General features: G+C 69.7%; 17 protein-coding genes. 11 read left to right on the forward strand and 6 right to left on the reverse strand.

Annotation, left to right across the window (positions count from 1 at the left end; genetic code table 11):
- Nucleotides 1-43 precede the first annotated feature (43 nt).
- The 4 genes from ACWGI2_RS17955 to ACWGI2_RS17970 all read left to right on the forward strand — a co-directional run bounded on the left by ACWGI2_RS17955 (nt 44) and on the right by ACWGI2_RS17970 (nt 7154).
- Nucleotides 44-1321 carry a L,D-transpeptidase gene (locus tag ACWGI2_RS17955; protein ID WP_453696220.1) on the forward strand — a complete coding sequence of 426 codons (1278 nt, stop codon included), beginning with the start codon at nt 44-46 and terminating at the stop codon, nt 1319-1321.
- Between the two features lie 152 nt (nt 1322-1473).
- Nucleotides 1474-2940 (forward strand): ABC transporter permease, encoded by a 1467-nt coding sequence (locus ACWGI2_RS17960; RefSeq protein WP_453696221.1) that lies wholly within the window; start codon nt 1474-1476, stop codon nt 2938-2940.
- Nucleotides 2941-2999: 59 nt separating this feature from the next.
- Nucleotides 3000-3683: an ABC transporter ATP-binding protein gene (locus ACWGI2_RS17965; protein ID WP_453696222.1), complete on the forward strand. Its 684-nt coding sequence runs from the start codon at nt 3000-3002 to the stop codon at nt 3681-3683.
- Nucleotides 3684-3812: 129 nt separating this feature from the next.
- Nucleotides 3813-7154 carry a S8 family peptidase gene (locus ACWGI2_RS17970; protein ID WP_453696224.1) on the forward strand — a complete coding sequence of 1114 codons (3342 nt, stop codon included), beginning with the start codon at nt 3813-3815 and terminating at the stop codon, nt 7152-7154.
- Between the two features lie 29 nt (nt 7155-7183).
- On the opposite strand, the gene ACWGI2_RS17975 is transcribed toward ACWGI2_RS17970, so the two are convergent.
- Nucleotides 7184-7555 (reverse strand): YybH family protein, encoded by a 372-nt coding sequence (locus tag ACWGI2_RS17975; protein ID WP_453397252.1) that lies wholly within the window; start codon nt 7553-7555, stop codon nt 7184-7186.
- A gap of 49 nt (nt 7556-7604) precedes the next feature.
- Between ACWGI2_RS17975 and ACWGI2_RS17980 the strand changes: the two genes are divergently transcribed.
- Together ACWGI2_RS17980 and ACWGI2_RS17985 are read left to right on the forward strand one after the other, a co-directional pair.
- Nucleotides 7605-8024, forward strand: a complete 420-nt coding sequence (locus ACWGI2_RS17980; protein WP_453696225.1) for a winged helix-turn-helix transcriptional regulator — start codon at nt 7605-7607, stop codon at nt 8022-8024.
- Nucleotides 8021-8791, forward strand: a complete 771-nt coding sequence (locus ACWGI2_RS17985) for a globin domain-containing protein (protein ID WP_453696226.1) — start codon at nt 8021-8023, stop codon at nt 8789-8791. The genes ACWGI2_RS17980 and ACWGI2_RS17985 overlap by 4 nt, the downstream gene beginning before the upstream one ends.
- 18 nt (nt 8792-8809) lie before the next feature.
- On the opposite strand, the gene ACWGI2_RS17990 is transcribed toward ACWGI2_RS17985, so the two are convergent.
- On the reverse strand, nt 8810-9745 hold the full coding sequence (locus ACWGI2_RS17990; protein WP_453696227.1) for a helix-turn-helix transcriptional regulator: 936 nt from the start codon (nt 9743-9745) through the stop codon (nt 8810-8812).
- Nucleotides 9746-9863: 118 nt separating this feature from the next.
- Between ACWGI2_RS17990 and ACWGI2_RS17995 the strand changes: the two genes are divergently transcribed.
- Nucleotides 9864-10940 carry an NAD(P)-dependent alcohol dehydrogenase gene (locus ACWGI2_RS17995; protein WP_453397248.1) on the forward strand — a complete coding sequence of 359 codons (1077 nt, stop codon included), beginning with the start codon at nt 9864-9866 and terminating at the stop codon, nt 10938-10940.
- A 189-nt stretch (nt 10941-11129) separates the two neighbouring features.
- Nucleotides 11130-11516, forward strand: coding sequence for a VOC family protein (locus ACWGI2_RS18000; protein WP_453397247.1), 387 nt, complete (start codon nt 11130-11132; stop codon nt 11514-11516).
- Here ACWGI2_RS18000 and ACWGI2_RS18005 read toward each other — a convergent pair.
- Nucleotides 11513-12307 carry an alpha/beta fold hydrolase gene (locus ACWGI2_RS18005; RefSeq protein ID WP_453696228.1) on the reverse strand — a complete coding sequence of 265 codons (795 nt, stop codon included), beginning with the start codon at nt 12305-12307 and terminating at the stop codon, nt 11513-11515. The genes ACWGI2_RS18000 and ACWGI2_RS18005 overlap by 4 nt on opposite strands.
- 60 nt (nt 12308-12367) lie before the next feature.
- Between ACWGI2_RS18005 and ACWGI2_RS18010 the strand changes: the two genes are divergently transcribed.
- Entirely contained in the window at nt 12368-13288 is a 921-nt protein-coding gene (locus ACWGI2_RS18010) for an aminoglycoside phosphotransferase family protein (RefSeq protein WP_453696229.1), read from the forward strand.
- 87 nt (nt 13289-13375) lie between these two features.
- On the forward strand, nt 13376-13828 hold the full coding sequence (locus ACWGI2_RS18015; protein WP_453696231.1) for a helix-turn-helix domain-containing protein: 453 nt from the start codon (nt 13376-13378) through the stop codon (nt 13826-13828).
- A gap of 9 nt (nt 13829-13837) precedes the next feature.
- On the opposite strand, the gene ACWGI2_RS18020 is transcribed toward ACWGI2_RS18015, so the two are convergent.
- Together ACWGI2_RS18020 and ACWGI2_RS18025 are read right to left on the reverse strand one after the other, a co-directional pair.
- Nucleotides 13838-14446, reverse strand: a complete 609-nt coding sequence (locus ACWGI2_RS18020; protein WP_453397243.1) for a ClpP family protease — start codon at nt 14444-14446, stop codon at nt 13838-13840.
- 5 nt (nt 14447-14451) lie between these two features.
- Nucleotides 14452-15093, reverse strand: coding sequence for a ClpP family protease (locus tag ACWGI2_RS18025; RefSeq protein ID WP_453696232.1), 642 nt, complete (start codon nt 15091-15093; stop codon nt 14452-14454).
- Between the two features lie 218 nt (nt 15094-15311).
- On the opposite strand from ACWGI2_RS18025, the gene ACWGI2_RS18030 reads away from it, so the two are divergent.
- The gene (locus tag ACWGI2_RS18030) at nt 15312-15746 is read left to right on the forward strand and encodes an ester cyclase (RefSeq protein ID WP_453397241.1); all 435 of its coding nucleotides are present in this window, start codon (nt 15312-15314) and stop codon (nt 15744-15746) included.
- Between the two features lie 34 nt (nt 15747-15780).
- Here ACWGI2_RS18030 and msrA read toward each other — a convergent pair whose 3' ends face one another.
- On the reverse strand, nt 15781-16485 hold the full coding sequence (gene msrA, locus ACWGI2_RS18035; protein WP_453696234.1) for a peptide-methionine (S)-S-oxide reductase MsrA: 705 nt from the start codon (nt 16483-16485) through the stop codon (nt 15781-15783).
- Nucleotides 16486-16497 lie beyond the last annotated feature (12 nt).

Consider the following 16497-nt stretch of genomic DNA (forward strand, 5'->3'; position numbering starts at 1 on the left):
GGGGACTCCCGGCGTTCTTGGCGTGTTGGGGATTTCGGCAACGATGGAGAAGCGTGTGATGACGGACAGTAGGCGGCAGCGCGGACGGCGCAAGGGTCTTGCGGCCGTGTCCGCCCTGGTCGGCGGCGTCCTGGTGCTCTCGGCCTGTAGCAGCGACGACGGCGACAAGAACAGTGCCGGCGGCGGCAAGGAGTCACAGAACCAGGTCGACGAAGCGGCTGCCAAGAAGTCTTCCGACGCCGAGATCAAGATCGCGCCGAAGGACGGCTCCGACAACGCGAGCATCAACAGCGCGGCCAAGGTCACGGTGAGCAAGGGTTCGCTCACGGACGTCAAGATGACGACCGAGACCGGTTCCGCGGTCGAGGGACAGATAGCTGCGGACAAGAAGAGCTGGAAGCCGAGCGGCCAGCTCGAGCGGGCGACCACCTACAAGATCTCCGCGACCGCCAAGGACTCCGACGGCCGCAAGGCGCACGAGAACTCGAAGTTCACGACGGTCTCGCCGGCCAACAGCTTCATCGGGAACTTCACGCCCGAGGACGGCTCCACGGTCGGCGTGGGCATGCCGGTGTCGATCAACTTCGACAAGGCGATCACGAACAAGAAGGACGTCCAGTCCCACATCAAGGTGTCGTCGAGCAGCGGCCAGGAAGTCGTCGGCCACTGGTTCGGCAACAACCGTCTGGACTTCCGCCCCGAGAAGTACTGGCAGGGCAACTCCACGGTCACCCTGAAGCTGGCCCTGGACGGCGTCGAGGGCGCGGACGGCGTCACCGGCGTCCAGGAGAAGACGGTCCAGTTCAAGATCGGCCGTAACCAGGTCTCGATCGTCGACGCCAAGACGAAGCAGATGAAGGTCATGCGGGACGGCAAGGTCATCAAGACCATCCCGATCTCCGCGGGCTCCCCGGAGAACAAGACGTACGAAGGTCAGATGGTGGTCTCCGAGATGTTCAAGGAGACCCGCATGAACGGCGCGACCGTCGGCTTCACCGACGACGACGGCAAGGGCGAGTACGACATCAAGGACGTGCCGCACGCCATGCGCCTGTCGAACTCGGGCACGTTCATCCACGGCAATTACTGGGGCGCGAAGTCCATCTTCGGCGGCGCCAACACCAGCCACGGCTGTGTCGGCCTGGAAGACGCCAAGGGCGCGGGCGACAAGAGCACCCCGGGTGCCTGGTTCTACGACAACTCGATGGTCGGTGACGTCGTGGACGTCAGGAACACCGGCGACAAGACGGTCCAGCCCGACAACGGCTTCAACGGCTGGGTCATGGACTGGGCGCAGTGGAAGGCCGGTTCGGCCGTCTAGGACAGCCTTCGGCAGTCCAGGACAGCCCGAACAGACGCAGGCAGCGGCCCGCATCCCTCAACAGGGGTGCGGGCCGCCGCCGTTGGGGCTTCTCATGCATCTCTTATGCCGCCCTTATCCGTTCATCACGGTGCGTACCTAGCTTCACGCACATGTTCTTCACCTACCTGCGGCGCGAGCTGCACCGCCGCAGAAAAGCGGCCCTCGTCGTGGCATCCGGACTCGCGCTGGGCATCGCGCTGGTCATCGTCGTCAGTTCCGTGTCGTCCGGCATGAAGCAGGCGCAGGGCAAGGTCCTGGAGTCGCTCTACGGGCTCGGCACCGACATGACCGTCACCAAGGCGGCGACGCCGCCCGAGGAGGGGAGCGGATCGACCGGGCGCCCGCGCTTCAAATTCGACGCCAAGGACGCCGACGAGGGCGGCAAGGAGCAGAGCAGCGACCGCGTCATGGTGCAGGGCTTCCAGACGCTGTCCTCGTCCACCGTCGCGAAGGTCGGCGGCCAGAGCGGGGTCGCGGACGCCGTCGGCGGGCTGAGCCTGCACGTCATGAAGGTCAACGGCCAGTTCGAGCGCGGTGAGTTCGAGAAGGCGCCGGGCACGGACGGCAAGGCTCAGCCGCCCGGCGGCAGCGATCAGCAGAACGGGAAGGTGCGCGGCGGCGGCGCCGACTTCGACGTCGACTCCTACAGCGTCTACGGCACGGACGTCGGCAAGCTCGGCCTGGGCCCGCTGACGTCCTCCAGGATCAGCGAGGGGCGTACGTTCACGGGGGCGGAGTCCGACGCCAAGGTGGCCGTCGCGGATGCCTCGTACGCCAAGGAGAAGAAGCTCTCCGTGGGCGACACCGTCACGATCTCCGGCACGAAGATCGAGGTCGTCGGCATCGCGACGCCCGACAGCGGGGACGCCGCGGCCAACCTCTACCTCCCGCTCGAGCGCGCGCAGACCCTCGCCGACGCGAAGAACAAGATCACGACGGTGTACGTCAAGGCCGCGGACTCGCAGCAGATCGACGCGGTCAAGAGCGCCATCCAGAAGAACGTCTCCGGGACGACCGTGACCACGTCGGCCGACCTCGCCGACACCGTATCGGGCTCGCTCTCCACCGCATCCGACCTCGCGTCCAGCGTCGGCAAGTGGCTGTCCATCGCCGTGCTCGTCGCGGCCTTCCTGGTCGCGGGACTCCTGACGTCGGCCGCGGTCAGCCGTCGTGTACGGGAGTTCGGCACCCTGAAGGCGCTCGGCTGGAAGAGCGGCCGTGTCACCCGGCAGGTCGTCGGCGAGGCGGTCGTCAACGGCCTCGTGGGCGGAGTGCTCGGCATCGCGGCCGGTCTCGGCGGCGCGTACGTGGTGACGGCGATCAGCCCCACCCTGACGGCGGAACTCGGCTCGGCCGGCGGGCAGTCGGGCGGCGGACCCGGCGGCGGGGGCCCCGGCGGCGCGCTGAGTGATTCGGCGTCGAAGGCCCTGGACATCTCGCTGACCGCGCCGGTCAGCGCCACCACCATCGCGCTCGCCGTCGGCCTCGCCGTGGCCGGTGGTCTCATCGCGGGCGCCTTCGGCGGCTGGCGTGCCTCGCGGCTGCGGCCCGCGGACGCCCTGCGCCGCGTCGAGTAGGCGGCCCGAGCGACCCTCACCGTGCCGCCAACCCCCTTACGTATCGCAGGAGTCACAGCATGTATCAGCTCAAGGGCGTCACCAAGCAGTACCGCAGGGGCAAGGAGACCGTCGACGCGCTGGCCGGGGTCGACCTGGCCATCGGCGACGGTGACCGGCTCGTCATCCAGGGGCCGACGGGCGGCGGCAAGTCCACGCTCCTGCAAATGCTCGGCGGGCTCGACCGGCCGACGTCCGGCAGCGTCGAGCTCGACGGCGTCGATCTGGCCGCGCTGCCCGAGGCGCGCCTGACCAAGGTGCGCGCCGAGTCCATCGGCTTCGTCTTCCAGTCCTTCAACCTGATCCCCACGCTCAGCGCCCAGGAGAACGTCGAGACGGCGCTCGTCCCGCTGGGCCTCGGCGCCGCGGACCGCCGCGAACGCGCCGCCGGCGCCCTGGAGTCGGTGGGCCTCGGCGAACGGAGCAGCCATCTGCCCGCCGAACTCTCCGGGGGCCAGCAGCAGCGCGTGGCCATCGCCCGCGCCCTGGTCAAGCGGCCGAAGGTGCTGCTCGCCGACGAGCCGACCGGCAACCTCGACGAGTCCATGCGCGACGAGATCATGGAGCTGCTCGAAGGGCTCTGGAAGGAGCACGGCCTGACGTTCGTGATGGTCACGCACGACAGCGCGATCGCACGGAAGGCGCCGCGGCTCGCGACGATCAAGCGCGGCCAGATCAAGGTCACCGAGCGGGCCCCTCAGTGACCAACTCATCACATGTGACGCGGTATTGAACTTCTGACGCACTATTGAGCAGATGTTCGGCCCTGGGCAATACTTCCTCGTCCAGGGGCGGGAGCCCCTTGACCTCCAGGGGGAGACTTGCGCAGAAAAGTGAAGAGAGCCTACGGGGCCACGATCGCCACAGCGGCGGCCGTGGCCCTCGCCGCGGGCATGACCAGCCCGGCGTCGGCGGCGAAGCAGTCGCCCGACGCACTCCCGGCGGCCGCGCAGGCGGCGGGCCTCAACAGCGCCGAACAGACCACGCACCGCATCACCCTCATCACCGGCGACCGCGTCACCGCCGACTCCAAGGGCCGCGTCACCGCCTTCGAGCGGGCCGAGGGACGCGAGCGGATACCCGTACTGACCAAGCGCGTCGGCGGCCACACGCTCGCGATCCCGGCCGACGCGCAGCGCCTGATAGCCGCCGGCAAGCTCGACCAGCGGCTCTTCGACATCACCGAGCTGAGCAAGAAGGACAACCGCAGGGCCCAGAAGAAGGGCCTCAAGCTGATCGTCGGCTACAAGGGAGCCGCCGCCGGTGCCAAGGCCGATGTGCGCGCGGCGGGTGACACCACGGTCCGCAGGACCCTCAAGTCCCTCAACGCCGACGCCATCACCACCCCGCGGCAGGACGCCACCGACCTGTGGTCCGCCCTGATCGCGGAGAAGGGCGACGCCACGGCGTCCGGCGTCAGCCGCGTATGGCTGGACGGCGTCCGCAAGGCGAGCCTCGACAAGAGCGTCAAGCAGATCGGCGCCGACAAGGCGTGGGCCGCCGGCTTCGACGGCAAGGGCGTCAAGGTCGCCGTCCTGGACACCGGCGTCGACGCCACGCACGCCGACCTGAAGGACCAGGTCGTCGGCGAGAAGAACTTCACGAAGGCGGCGGACGCCAAGGACCGCTACGGCCACGGCACCCACGTCGCCTCCATCGCGGCCGGCACCGGCGCGAAGTCGGGCGGCAAGTTCAAGGGCGTGGCGCCCGGCGCCAAGCTCCTGAACGGCAAGGTCCTGGACGACAGCGGCTACGGCGACGACTCCGGGATCATCGCGGGCATGGAGTGGGCGGCCGAGCAGGGCGCCGACATCGTGAACCTGAGCCTGGGCGGCGGCGACACCCCCGGCGTCGACCCGCTCGAAGCCGAGGTGAACAAGCTCTCCGCGGACAAGGGCATCCTCTTCGCGATCGCGGCGGGCAACGACGGAGAGCCCGGCAGCGTCGGCTCCCCGGGCAGCGCGGACGCGGCCCTCACGGTCGGCGCGGTCGACGACGGCGACAAGCTCGCCAACTTCTCCAGCCAGGGCCCGCGTGTCGGCGACGGCGCCATCAAGCCCGACGTGACGGCCCCCGGCGTGGACATCACCGCGGCCGCGGCCGACGGCAGCGTCATCGACCAGGAGGTCGGACAGGAGCCCGAGGGCTATCTGACGATCTCCGGTACGTCGATGGCCACCCCGCACGTGGCGGGCGCCGCCGCTCTGCTGAAGCAGCAGCACCCGGAGTGGAAGTACGCCGAGCTCAAGGGCGCGCTCACCGCGTCCACCAAGGGCGGCAAGTACACGCCGTTCCAGCAGGGTTCGGGCCGTATCGCCGTCGACAAGGCCATCAAGCAGTCGGTGATCGCCGAGCCGGTGTCCCTCTCCTTCGAGACGCAGCAGTGGCCGCACGTCGACGACAAGCCGGCCACGAAGAAGGTGACGTACAAGAACCTCGGCAAGGAGGACGTCACCCTCGACCTGACGGTGACGGGCACGAACCCCAAGGGCGCCCCGGCTCCCGCGGGCTTCTTCAAGCTCGGCGCGAAGACGGTGAAGGTCCCCGCGGGCGGTACCGCGGCGGTCGACCTGACCATCGACACCAAACTCGGCGGAACGGTCGACGGCGCGTACTCCGCGTACGTCGTGGCGACGGGCGGCGGGCAGTCCGTGCGCACGGCGGCCGCGGTCGAGCGCGAGGTCGAGTCGTACGACCTGACGCTGAAGCACGTCGGGCGCGACGGACAGGCCCCGAAGTACTACGACAGCGACCTGGAGGGTGTCTCCGGGCTCGCCACCGACAAGTCCTTCAACCCGTTCGACGCATCCGGCACGGTCAAGGTCCGTGTCCCCAAGGGCGGTTACCTGCTGAACACCAGCATGTACGCCGACCCGGAGGACTTCACCAAGGGCGCCGACTGGATCGCCCAGCCGAAGCTGAGCGTCACCAAGGACACGACGGTGACGCTGGACGCCCGCAAGGGCAAGCCGGTCGACATCACGGTCCCGTCGGCGGACGCCAAGTCGTTCTTCGCGTCGCCCGACTACACGGTCGAAACGGCCCGCGGCAGCTACTCCTTCGGCTGGTTGCTCGACTCGTACACCGACTTCCGGACCTCGCACCTGGGCCAGCAGGTCACCGACGGCTCGCTGCACCAGCAGTGGGACGGGCACTGGACCAAGGGTGACGACGCCCAGTACGACACCGTGCTCGGCGGCAACGTCAAGCAGGTCGCGACCGGCTACACCAAGCACTTCAAGGCGTCCGAACTCGCCACGGTGAAGGTGGGCATGGGCGCCTCGGCCAAGGACAAGAAGGGCGCGGTCAGTGCCCTTGGCTACCTGCCCGGCAGCTCGGGCGGCTCCTCGATCAGCGTTCCGCAGCCGCTGCCCGGCACCCGGACGGTGTATCTGTCCACGGCCGACGACGTGAAGTGGAGCATGGACTTCGAGCAGCACGCCGGGGTCGACCAGACAGGCTGGCCGAAGGTCGACGCGGCCTACTCGCTGGGCGCCGGGCAGAAGTTCGTGGGCGGCAAGAGCTACGACAAGACGTTCAACACGGCCGTCTTCGGCCCGCGCATCGGCGGCGCGTACGGCGTCTCGCGTAAGGGCAACGAGATCAGCGGCTCTCTGCCGCTGTTCGCCGACGGCAAGACGCACGTGGGCTCCTCGCTCTACACGTCGGTGAAGACGACCCTCTACAAGGGCGACACGAAGATCGGCGAGAACGAGGACCCGCTGGCAAGCGGAACGCCGTTCAAGGTCCCCGCGGCCGAGGCCGAGTACAAGCTCTCCACGTCCGTGAAGCGCAGCGTCAAGGTGGCGTCCGCCTCCACGCGCATCGACGCGAGCTGGACGTTCCGCTCCAAGAAGGCCGACAACGCGAAGCTGCCGGTCTCCACCGCGCGGTTCGCCGCGGCGACCGACCTGAGCAGCAAGGCCAAGGCCGGCGAGACCCAGTCCGTGCCGGTGACGGTGCAGGGCGCGGCCGCGGGCTCGAACCTCAAGTCCCTTGCCGCGTACGTGTCGTACGACTACGGCCAGACCTGGAAGAAGGCCACCGTCAGCGGCGGCAAGATCAAGGTCAAGAACCCGGCCGCGGGCAAGGGGATCTCCTTCCACGCCAAGATCACGGACAAGAAGGGGAACAAGTCGACGCTGTCGATCTACAACGCGTACTACGGCAAGTGAGTTGGCCGCACCACGCGCTGTCTGAGCATCTAGGCGGGAACCGCGGCGCCGAAGGGACTGTCGATCACATATCGCCAGTACCCGTCGGCGCCGCGGCGTGCCACGTCCGTGGCGGTGGACCGCACGACGCCCTCGATCTCCCAGTCGACGACTAGCAGCGCGATGTCCCCGGAGACGTGTACGTGGCGGGGGCGCACGGAGATGGGCAGCCCGATCGCGAGGAACGGGCCGTTCTCCTTCGCGATGGCCGCGAGCCCGTGCACCGCGTCCCCCGACTCCGGCACGAAGGCGGCACGCTCCTCGTACAGCTCGTGCACCGCCTCCGGATCGCCGCTGTTGAACCGCTCGGCGAAGGCCGCGGGGACGTCCTCGGCACGCGTGGGAAGAGCTGTCGTCGCCATGTGTAACCCTCCTGGGGTGGTCCTGTCGGCAACAGTAGGAGGCGGCTTCGTGACTCACCGAACGGTAAGCCAGGGGCCGGACCAGAGGCCTGACCAGGGGCTCCCGGACGATCCCAGGGCCCGCGTCACCGCACCCGCCCCCGGCTGCCCCGTGGAGATCACCCTCGCCGCCCTGCGCGGCCGCTGGACCACCTTGATCGTCCGCGAACTCCTTCGCATCGACTCCTACGCGTACAGCGAACTGGCCTCCACGCTCCCGGAGTTGTCGGACAAGGTGCTCACAGAGCGGCTCGCCCAGCTGGTCGCCGCGGGTGTCGTCCTGCGTACCAGGACACCCGGCTGGCCCCCCACGGTCACCTACGAACTGACCCCCCACGGAAGAGAACTCGGCCCGGTCCTACAGGCGTTGTGGGACTGGGGAGCACGCGTGCCGGCACCACCCACCGCAGAGGAAGCCGACGTCACATGACCGCCCACACCGTCGAGTACATCCGCTACCGCATCCCGTCCGAGCGCTCCGCGGAGTTCCTCTCCGCGTACACCCGCGCCGCCGTCCCGCTGTCCGCGGCACCGCAGTGCATCGACTACGAACTCACGCGCTGCGAGGAGGACTTCGAGCACTTCATCCTCCGCATCACCTGGACGTCGACCAAGGACCACCTGGAGGGCTTCAGGCGCTCGGAGCACTTCCGTGACTTCTTCGCGGAGATCCGCCCGTACGTCGAGAACATCGAGGAGATGCGCCACTACACCCCCACCGCCGTGCGCGGGACGGGCGCGTCGACGCCGACCCTGTACGCGTGGGCGGGCGGCGAGGAGAACCTCGCGCGCCTGACGGAGGTCTTCTACGAGAAAGTCCTCAAGGACGACCTCCTCGCCCCGCTCTTCGACGGCCTGCCCGCCGAGCACGCCCTGCACGTCGCCCAGTGGCTCGGCGAGGTCTTCGGCGGCCCGGCCACGTACTCCAAGGAGCACGGCGGCCACTCCGAGATGGTCGGCAAGCACCTCGGCAAGGGCATCACCGAGCCGCAGCGCCGCCGCTGGGTCAACCTCATGCAGGACGCGGCGGACGACGCGGGCCTGCCGACGGACGCCGAGTTCCGGTCCGCCTTCGTCGCCTACGTCGAGTGGGGCACCCGCCTCGCGGTCTACTTCTCCGGCCCCGAAGCGAGCCGCCCCACCGACCAGCCGGTGCCGCTGTGGAACTGGGGCGCGGCGCCCCCGTACCAGCCCTGACGCGCGGAGCGGCGGGGCCTACTTCGGGGTGCCCGCCGCACCCGTGCCCGCCGCACCCGTACGCGTCGCGTCTGCTCCCCAGCTGGCGAGCAGCCGCAGCGCGTCGGCCGACGCCGAGTCCGGCTCCGCGTGGTACGTCACCAGTGACTGATCGTGATCATCAGGAAGTCGCAGCGTCTCAAACGACAGGGTCAGATCGCCCACCAGGGAGTGGTGCAGGCGCTTGACGCCGTGGCCCTTCTCGCGCACGTCATGCGTGGCCCACAGGCCCCGGAACTCCTCGCTCTTCACGGAGAGCTCGCCGACCAGGGCCGAGAGCAGCGGATCGTTCGGGAAGCAGCCCGCGTCCATCCGCAGGAAGCTCACGATGTCCGACGCCTTCTGCTCCCAGTCACGGAACAGGGAGCGGGCCTCGGGGTGCAGGAAACAGATCCGCGCCCAGTTCCGCTCCTCGGGCGGCAGCGCGCCCCAGTCGCCGAAGAGCGCGGCGGCCATGCGGTTCCAGCCGAGGATGTCCGAGCGGCGGCCGACCACGTAGGCGGGGATGCCGTCCATGGCGTCCATGAGCTGGAGCAGCGCGGGCCGCACGTGCTGGGGGCGGGCCGGGCGCTTCTTCTTGTGCTGCTTCGGCTTGGCCATGTGCGTCAGGTGGGCGTGCTCGGCGTCCGTGAGGCGCAGGGCGCGCGCGATCGCGTCAAGGACCTCGCCCGAGACATTGCGGCCGTTGCCCTGCTCAAGACGGGTGTAGTACGCCACGGACACCCCCGCGAGCTGCGCGAGCTCCTCGCGGCGCAGCCCGGGCACCCGCCGGTGGCGCCCGAAGTTCGGCAGGCCGACGTCCTCCGGCTGCAGCCGGGCCCTGCGGGTGCGCAGGAACTCGCTGAGCTCGGCGCGGTTGTCGAGGGGCTCGGGGGCGGGGGAGGAGTGCGGGGGCTGCGCGGCGTCGGCGTCCATGTATTCCAGTATCCGGGCTCGCGGGCGTACGAGCCTGTCCCCGCCAGTAGTAGGACCACTGGACGTACGCAAAGCTGTGACCTGGGTAGATGTCCGCGTGGCTGGCACGGTTGATGCCATGACCGCACAGACAAGCACCCCTAGCGCCACCAGCACCACCACCGTTTCCGCCTACGCCGCTCCGGCCGCCAAGGCACCCCTGGAGCGGACCACCGTGCCGCGCCGCCCGGTGGGCGCGTCCGACGTACTGATCGACATCAAGTACGCCGGCATCTGCCACTCGGACATCCACCAGGCCCGCGACGGCTGGGGTGAGGGCATCTTCCCGATGGTTCCGGGCCACGAGATCGCCGGTGTCGTCACCGAGGTCGGCTCCGCCGTCACCAAGTTCGCGGTCGGCGACCGCGTCGGCGTCGGCTGCATGGTCGACTCCTGCCGCGAGTGCGAGAACTGCAAGGCAGGCCTGGAGCAGTACTGCCTCAAGGGCAACGTGCCGACGTACAACGGCCTCGGCAAGGACGGTGAGCCGACGTACGGCGGCTACTCCACGCACGTCGTCGTCGACGAGGCGTTCACCGTCCGCATCCCCGAGGGCCTCGCGCTCGACGAGGCCGCGCCGCTGCTGTGCGCGGGCATCACGACGTACTCCCCGCTCCACCGCTGGAACGCGGGCCCCGGCAAGAAGATCGCCGTCGTGGGCCTCGGCGGTCTCGGCCACATGGCCGTCAAGATCGCGCACGCCATGGGCGCCGAGGTCACCGTCCTCTCGCAGTCCCTGCGCAAGAAGGACGACGGCCTGAAGCTGGGCGCCGACCACTACTACGCGACCAGCGACGAAGCCACCTTCGAGCAGCTCGCCGGCTCCTTCGACCTGATCCTCTCGACGGTCTCCGCGCCGCTGCCCCTGGACAAGTACCTGGGCCTGCTGCGCTCGGAGGGTGCCTTTGTGAACGTCGGCGCTCCCGAGGAGCCGGTCTCCCTCAACCTCTTCTCGGTGATCGGCGGCGGCAAGACCCTCGCGGGCTCCATGATCGGCGGCATCCAGGAGACCCAGGAAATGCTGGACTTCTGCGCCGAGCACGGCCTGGGCTCGGAGATCGAGCTGATCAACGCCGACCAGATCAACGAGGCGTACGAGCGTGTCCTCGCCAGTGACGTGCGCTACCGCTTCGTGATCGACGCGTCGACGATCTGAGGCACGGCCTCGGGCCGGGTCGGGCGTTACCTCGTGAGGGAAGTGGCCGGATCTCGACTCGGCCCGCGGCCCTAGGCCGCATTGCGCAGCAGGTGGGGGGCCGTGTGGCCGATGTCGGCCGGTGGGGGCGTGCCTAGTGTGGAGTGCGTCAGGACGGGCACTCCAGCCGCACGGGAAAGAGGTCGCACGATGTCCATCGAGCTCAATCACACCATCGTCACCGCGGAGGACAAGAAAGCTTCCGCCCAGTTCCTCGCCGACATCCTCGGCCTCGAAGTGAGCCCCCAGTACGGCCCGTTCATCCCCGTCGAGATCCCGAACGGCGTCACGCTGGACTACATGGAGAGCGACGGCGGCCCGATCACCCCCCAGCACTACGCCTTCCTGGTCTCCGAGGACGAGTTCGACGCCATCTTCGGCCGCATCAAGGCCGCCGGGCTCACCTACTGGGCCGACCCGCACCACACAGTCGTCAACGAGATCAACACCAACGACGGCGGCCGGGGCACGTACTGGGACGACCCGAACGGCCACAGCCTGGAGATCCTCACCAAGCCGTACGGCAGCGGGAGTTAAGCTCCTTCCTCCGCAAGGAAGCCGAGCACCAGCGGCGTCGCGACCTCCGCGAACTCCTCGAAGTACGCATGCCGCGCACCGGAGATGAGTCGCATCCGGGCTCCGGGCACGCGCTCCGTGAGCAGGGGCGCGTTGGCGGCCGGATTGAACTCGTCGTCCGTGCCGTGCACGACGAGCGTCGGCGCCGTGATCCGCGGCAACGCGTCCCAGGAGTCGTGCCGGGCGCTGGCCCGCAGATGGCGCCGGCGGGCGTGCGGGGGCATGTCCGGATCGCCGAGGGTGTGGAACACCCGCCGTTCCCCTTGCCGGGCGATCCAGCCGGGGGTGTACATCAGCTCAAGCAGGGCGCGCCGCGCCGCCGCCGGGTCGCGCTGGGTCAGGGCCGCGCGCACCTCGGGCCCGCGCTCGATGCCGTGCGGCGCCCCCGGCGACGTACAGCCGAGGACGAGCCGGTCGACCCGCTCGGCATGATCGGCGGCGAGCCACTGCGCGACACGGCCGCCCATCGACGTGCCGTACACATGGGCGCGGTCGATCCCCCCGTGGTCGAGCACGGCGACGACGTCGCGGGCGAAGCCGGGCGTGCTGTAGCTGTCGGTGTCGGGGCGCCCGCTCCCGCCGGTGCCGCGCCAGTCGAGTACGACGGTCCGGTACGAGGCGGCGAAATCGTCCCGCACAGGGTCCCACCAGCGGCGGCTGTTGGACTGCCCGCTGAGGAGGACGAGGGGGCGGCCGGAGCCGTGGACTTCGTAGTGCAGGGCGGTGCCGTCGGCGGCTTCAGCGAAGGGCATGGGGTGAACGGTATCCACCGGGCGCCGCGCCCTGTCCGCGGTCCTCGCTAGGGTGCCGGGATGACCGGGACACCCATCGACATCGACGTACCAGAGGGCTTCGCGCTGAGCACGGTCCAGCGGGAGGGCGAGCGGGGCCGCGCCTGGCTCGCGACGCTGCCGGAGCTTGCCGATGAGCTGCTCCGGCGCTGGGACTGCGAGCCGACGGAAGCGGTCACGCACGGGCAGGTCGGCATCGTCGTCCCCGTGAGACGGCGGTACGACGGGACGCCCGCCGTCCTGAAGATCTCCTTCCCGCACCCCGGCAACGTGCACGAGCCGGACGCCTTCGCGGTGTGGGCGGGACGCGGCGCGGTCCGCCTGTACGAGCGGGACGACGAGCGGTTCGCGATGCTCCTTGAGCGGGCGGGGGCCAGTTCCCTCGCCGACGTCGAGGACACCGACGAGGCGGTGACCGTGGCCGGGCGCCTGGCGCGCCGCCTCGCCGTGCCCGCGCCGCCCGGTCTGCCGCGGATGAGCTCGCTCGTGGCCGAGTGGGAGTGTGAACTGCGGGACGAGGACCGGGAGTTGGGCTCCCCGCTGCCCGCGCGCGTGGTGGCCGCGGCGATCGCGACCGTACGCGAACTGGGCCGGGACCAGCCGGACACCCTCGTCCACGGCGACCTGCACTTCACCAACGTACTGAGGTCGGAACGCGAACCCTGGCTCGCCATCGACCCCAAGGGCTACGTCGGCGACCCGGCGTACGACTCGATCACGCTGCTCCGCACCCGCTTCGAGCCGCTGCTCACCGCACCCGACCCCCGGGCCGCCGCCCTGCGCCGCCTGGCCGTCTTCGCCGACGCGGCGGAGGTCGACCGTGAACGGGCCAGGAGGTGGGCGCAGGCGCGGGCGGTGACGGCGGCGCACTGGGGGATGCGGCACGGGGATCCCGCGTGGGTGGTCAAGGCGACGGAGGCGCTCGCGGAGGCACTGACGTGAGGCGTTCGCCGGGCACGCCGGGGGATTTCGCCGGGGGCGGAACGCTGATCGATGACCGGGGGGTGGGGCGGCTTCTACCCTGAGGGGGTGAGCAGCCAAGAGCGGTACCACGAGCCGGAGCAGGCCGAGTCCCAAGAGCGGGCCCGCGTCATCCCGTTGCGCCCACGGACCGAGCGGACGGCACCGGGTCACAGCGCCCCGATGCGCACAACTCCCGTGACACCGGCGGCGAAAGAGCCCCTGTGGCGGGACGTGGTCGGTGACGTGCTGCGCCGCGAGCGCCTCGCCCAGGAGCGGACGCTCAAGGACGTCGCCGAGGCGGCCCGCATCTCGATGCCGTACCTCTCCGAGCTGGAGCGCGGCCGCAAGGAGGCTTCGTCCGAAGTCCTCGCGGCCGGCGCCCGCGCGCTCGGCCTGAGCCTTGCGGACCTGCTCTCCCTGGCCCAGACCGAGTTGACCCGCTACACGCAGCACTCGAACTACACGCACCACGCACAGCCGACCCGCCCGCGCCAGGGAGACATCCGCCTGGCCGCGTAAGAACGACCGCTAGGCCGCCGCGGCGAGCATCCGCCGGCTGAGCACCTCGTCGGCGAGCCCGTACGCCACCGCGTCCTCGGCGGTGAACACCTTGTCGCGGTCCATGTCCGCGCGCAGCGTGGCGACTTCGTGCCCCGAGTGCCGGGACAGCACCTCCTCCACCTGCGAGCGGATCCGCAGCATCTCCTTGGCCTGGAGGCTGAGGTCGGAGACCGTCCCCTGCTGCCCGCGGCTCGCGGGCTGCCCGAGCAGCACGCGCGAGTGCTCGAGCACGAAACGCCGCCCGGGGTCGCCTCCGGCGAGGAGCACGGCGGCGGTGGAGGCGGCCTGCCCCACGCAGAACGTCGAGATGGGCGCGCTGATGAAGCTCATGGTGTCGTAGATGGCCATGAGCGAAGTGAAGGACCCACCGGGCGAGTTGATGTAGATGGCGACTTCACGCTCGGGGTTCGAGGACTCCAGGTGGAGCAGTTGAGCGATGACGACATTGGCCACGCCGTCGTCGATCTCGGTGCCGAGGAAGATGATCCGCTCCGAGAGCAGCCTGCTGAAGACGTCGTAGGCACGCTCTCCCTGAGGGGTGCGCTCGACGACGGTAGGAATCGTGTACTGGCTCATGTCGGTCAGACCCCCAGTCCCATACGCGGCTTCGACGCGGCGGGCCGCACGTCGGCGAGCGAATCAAGCACCCGGTCGACCATCCCGTACTCCTTGGCCTGCTCGGCGGTGAACCACCGGTCGCGGTCACCGTCACGCGAGATGGTCTCCTCGCTCTGCCCGGTGTGCTCGGCGGTGATCCGCTCGACGGACTTCTTCGTGAACTCCAGGTTCTCGGCCTGGATCGCGATGTCGGCGGTGGTCCCGCCGATGCCGGCCGAGGGCTGGTGCATCATGATCCGCGCGTTGGGCAGGGCGTACCGCTTCCCCGCGGTCCCGACGGTCAACAGGAACTGCCCCATGCTGGCGGCGAACCCCATGGCGAGGGTCGACACGTCGTTCGGGATCAGCCGCATGGTGTCGTAGATGGCGAGCCCGGCGGTGACGGATCCGCCCGGGCTGTTGATGTAGAGACTGATGTCGGTCCGCGGGTCCTCGGCGGACAGCAACAGCATCTGCGCGCACACGCGATTCGCGGAAACCTCGTCGACCTGCGTCCCGAGGAAGATGATCCGCTGGGTCAGCAGTTGCGCGGCCAGATGATCGTCGAACCGCGTCGAGGGTGTCTCGCCCTCGGAGGCTCGCGGGGCACTACCGATGATCGGCATCGTTGGTCCTCCTGACGGTGGGAGCGGCGGCTCACCTGCGGGCCGCTGCCCGGGTCCCACCACCTTCGACCGCCCGCACCCGCCACGTAAGGCTTCTTGGCCCGCAGCAGATTCGCTGACGGCAGAGCCGATGCCCGGCCCGCCCGTCCGCCGATCTGCTGGTGAGCCGCCCCGGTGGGAAAATGAGAGCGGGTGATCCTCACCTGAGGAGGTGGATCATGGGACAGGCACGTGACGTCATGGACCGGCTCACGGATGCGCTCACCACACACCCGGATCTGAAGGCCCTCGGCGAGCTGTATGCCGAGGACGCGGTCGCCCTCACCCCCGACGAGGGGGAGATCCGCGGCCGCGACAACATCGTGGAGTACTGGCGGCAGATGACGGAGGCGGTCCCCGACGCCACGTTCGAGACGGTGCACGCGTACGAGTCCGGCGACACCGCCATCGACGAGGGGATCTTCAGCGGCAGGAACACCGGGCCGCTGCATCTGCCGTCCGGGGAGACCCTCCCCGCGACCCAGAAGGAGATCAGGATCCGCGGGGTGGACATCGCCACCGTGGCGGACGGCCGGATCGTCGACTACCGGCTCTACTTCGACGAGATGGACTTTCTCGGGCAGCTGGGAATGCTGCCCGACGAACCGTCCTGAGAACGCTTGCCCGGCGCCGCTACCCCTGCCGCTGCTACTCCGCCGTGGGAGCGGGAGCGATCCCTGTCGGGCAGGCCCGGCCCCAGTTCGTCTCCGAGGGGCTCTCCAGCTGCAGGCCCGTGCCGCCGATGCCGCAGTAGCCGTCGGGGTTCTTGTCCAGGTACTGCTGGTGGTACCCCTCGGCCGGCCAGAACGGGCGGGGGGCCGCCGGGAGGATGGTGGTCGTGATCGTGCCGTGGCCCGCCTTGGTGAGTACCTGCTGGTACGCGTCCAGGGATGCCACGGCCGCCGCCTCCTGGTCCGCGGAGTGGGTGTAGATCGCCGAGCGGTACTGCGTGCCCACGTCGTTGCCCTGGCGGAAGCCCTGTGTGGGGTTGTGGGACTCCCAGAAGAGCTTCAGGAGCGTGGCGTACGAGACGCGAGCCGGGTCGAAGACCACGCGGACGACCTCCGCGTGGCCGGTCAGGCCCGAGCAGACCTCCTCGTACGAAGGGTTCTCCGTGTAGCCGCCCTGATAGCCGACGTACGTCGTCCAGACGCCCTCCGTCTGCCAGAACTTGCGCTCCGCGCCCCAGAAGCAGCCGAGCCCGAAGTCCGCGATCTCCAGGCCGTCGGGGTACGGGCCCAGGAGCGGGTTGCCGAGGACCGTGTGGCGGGACGGAACCTCGAATTCGGGGGTCGCTCGGCCCTTCAGGGCCTGCTCGGGGGTGGGGAGCTCGGGCGTACGGCCGAAGAGCATCGGGCTGTCCTC

The sequence above is a fragment of the Streptomyces sp. NPDC054866 genome (assembly GCF_053610745.1).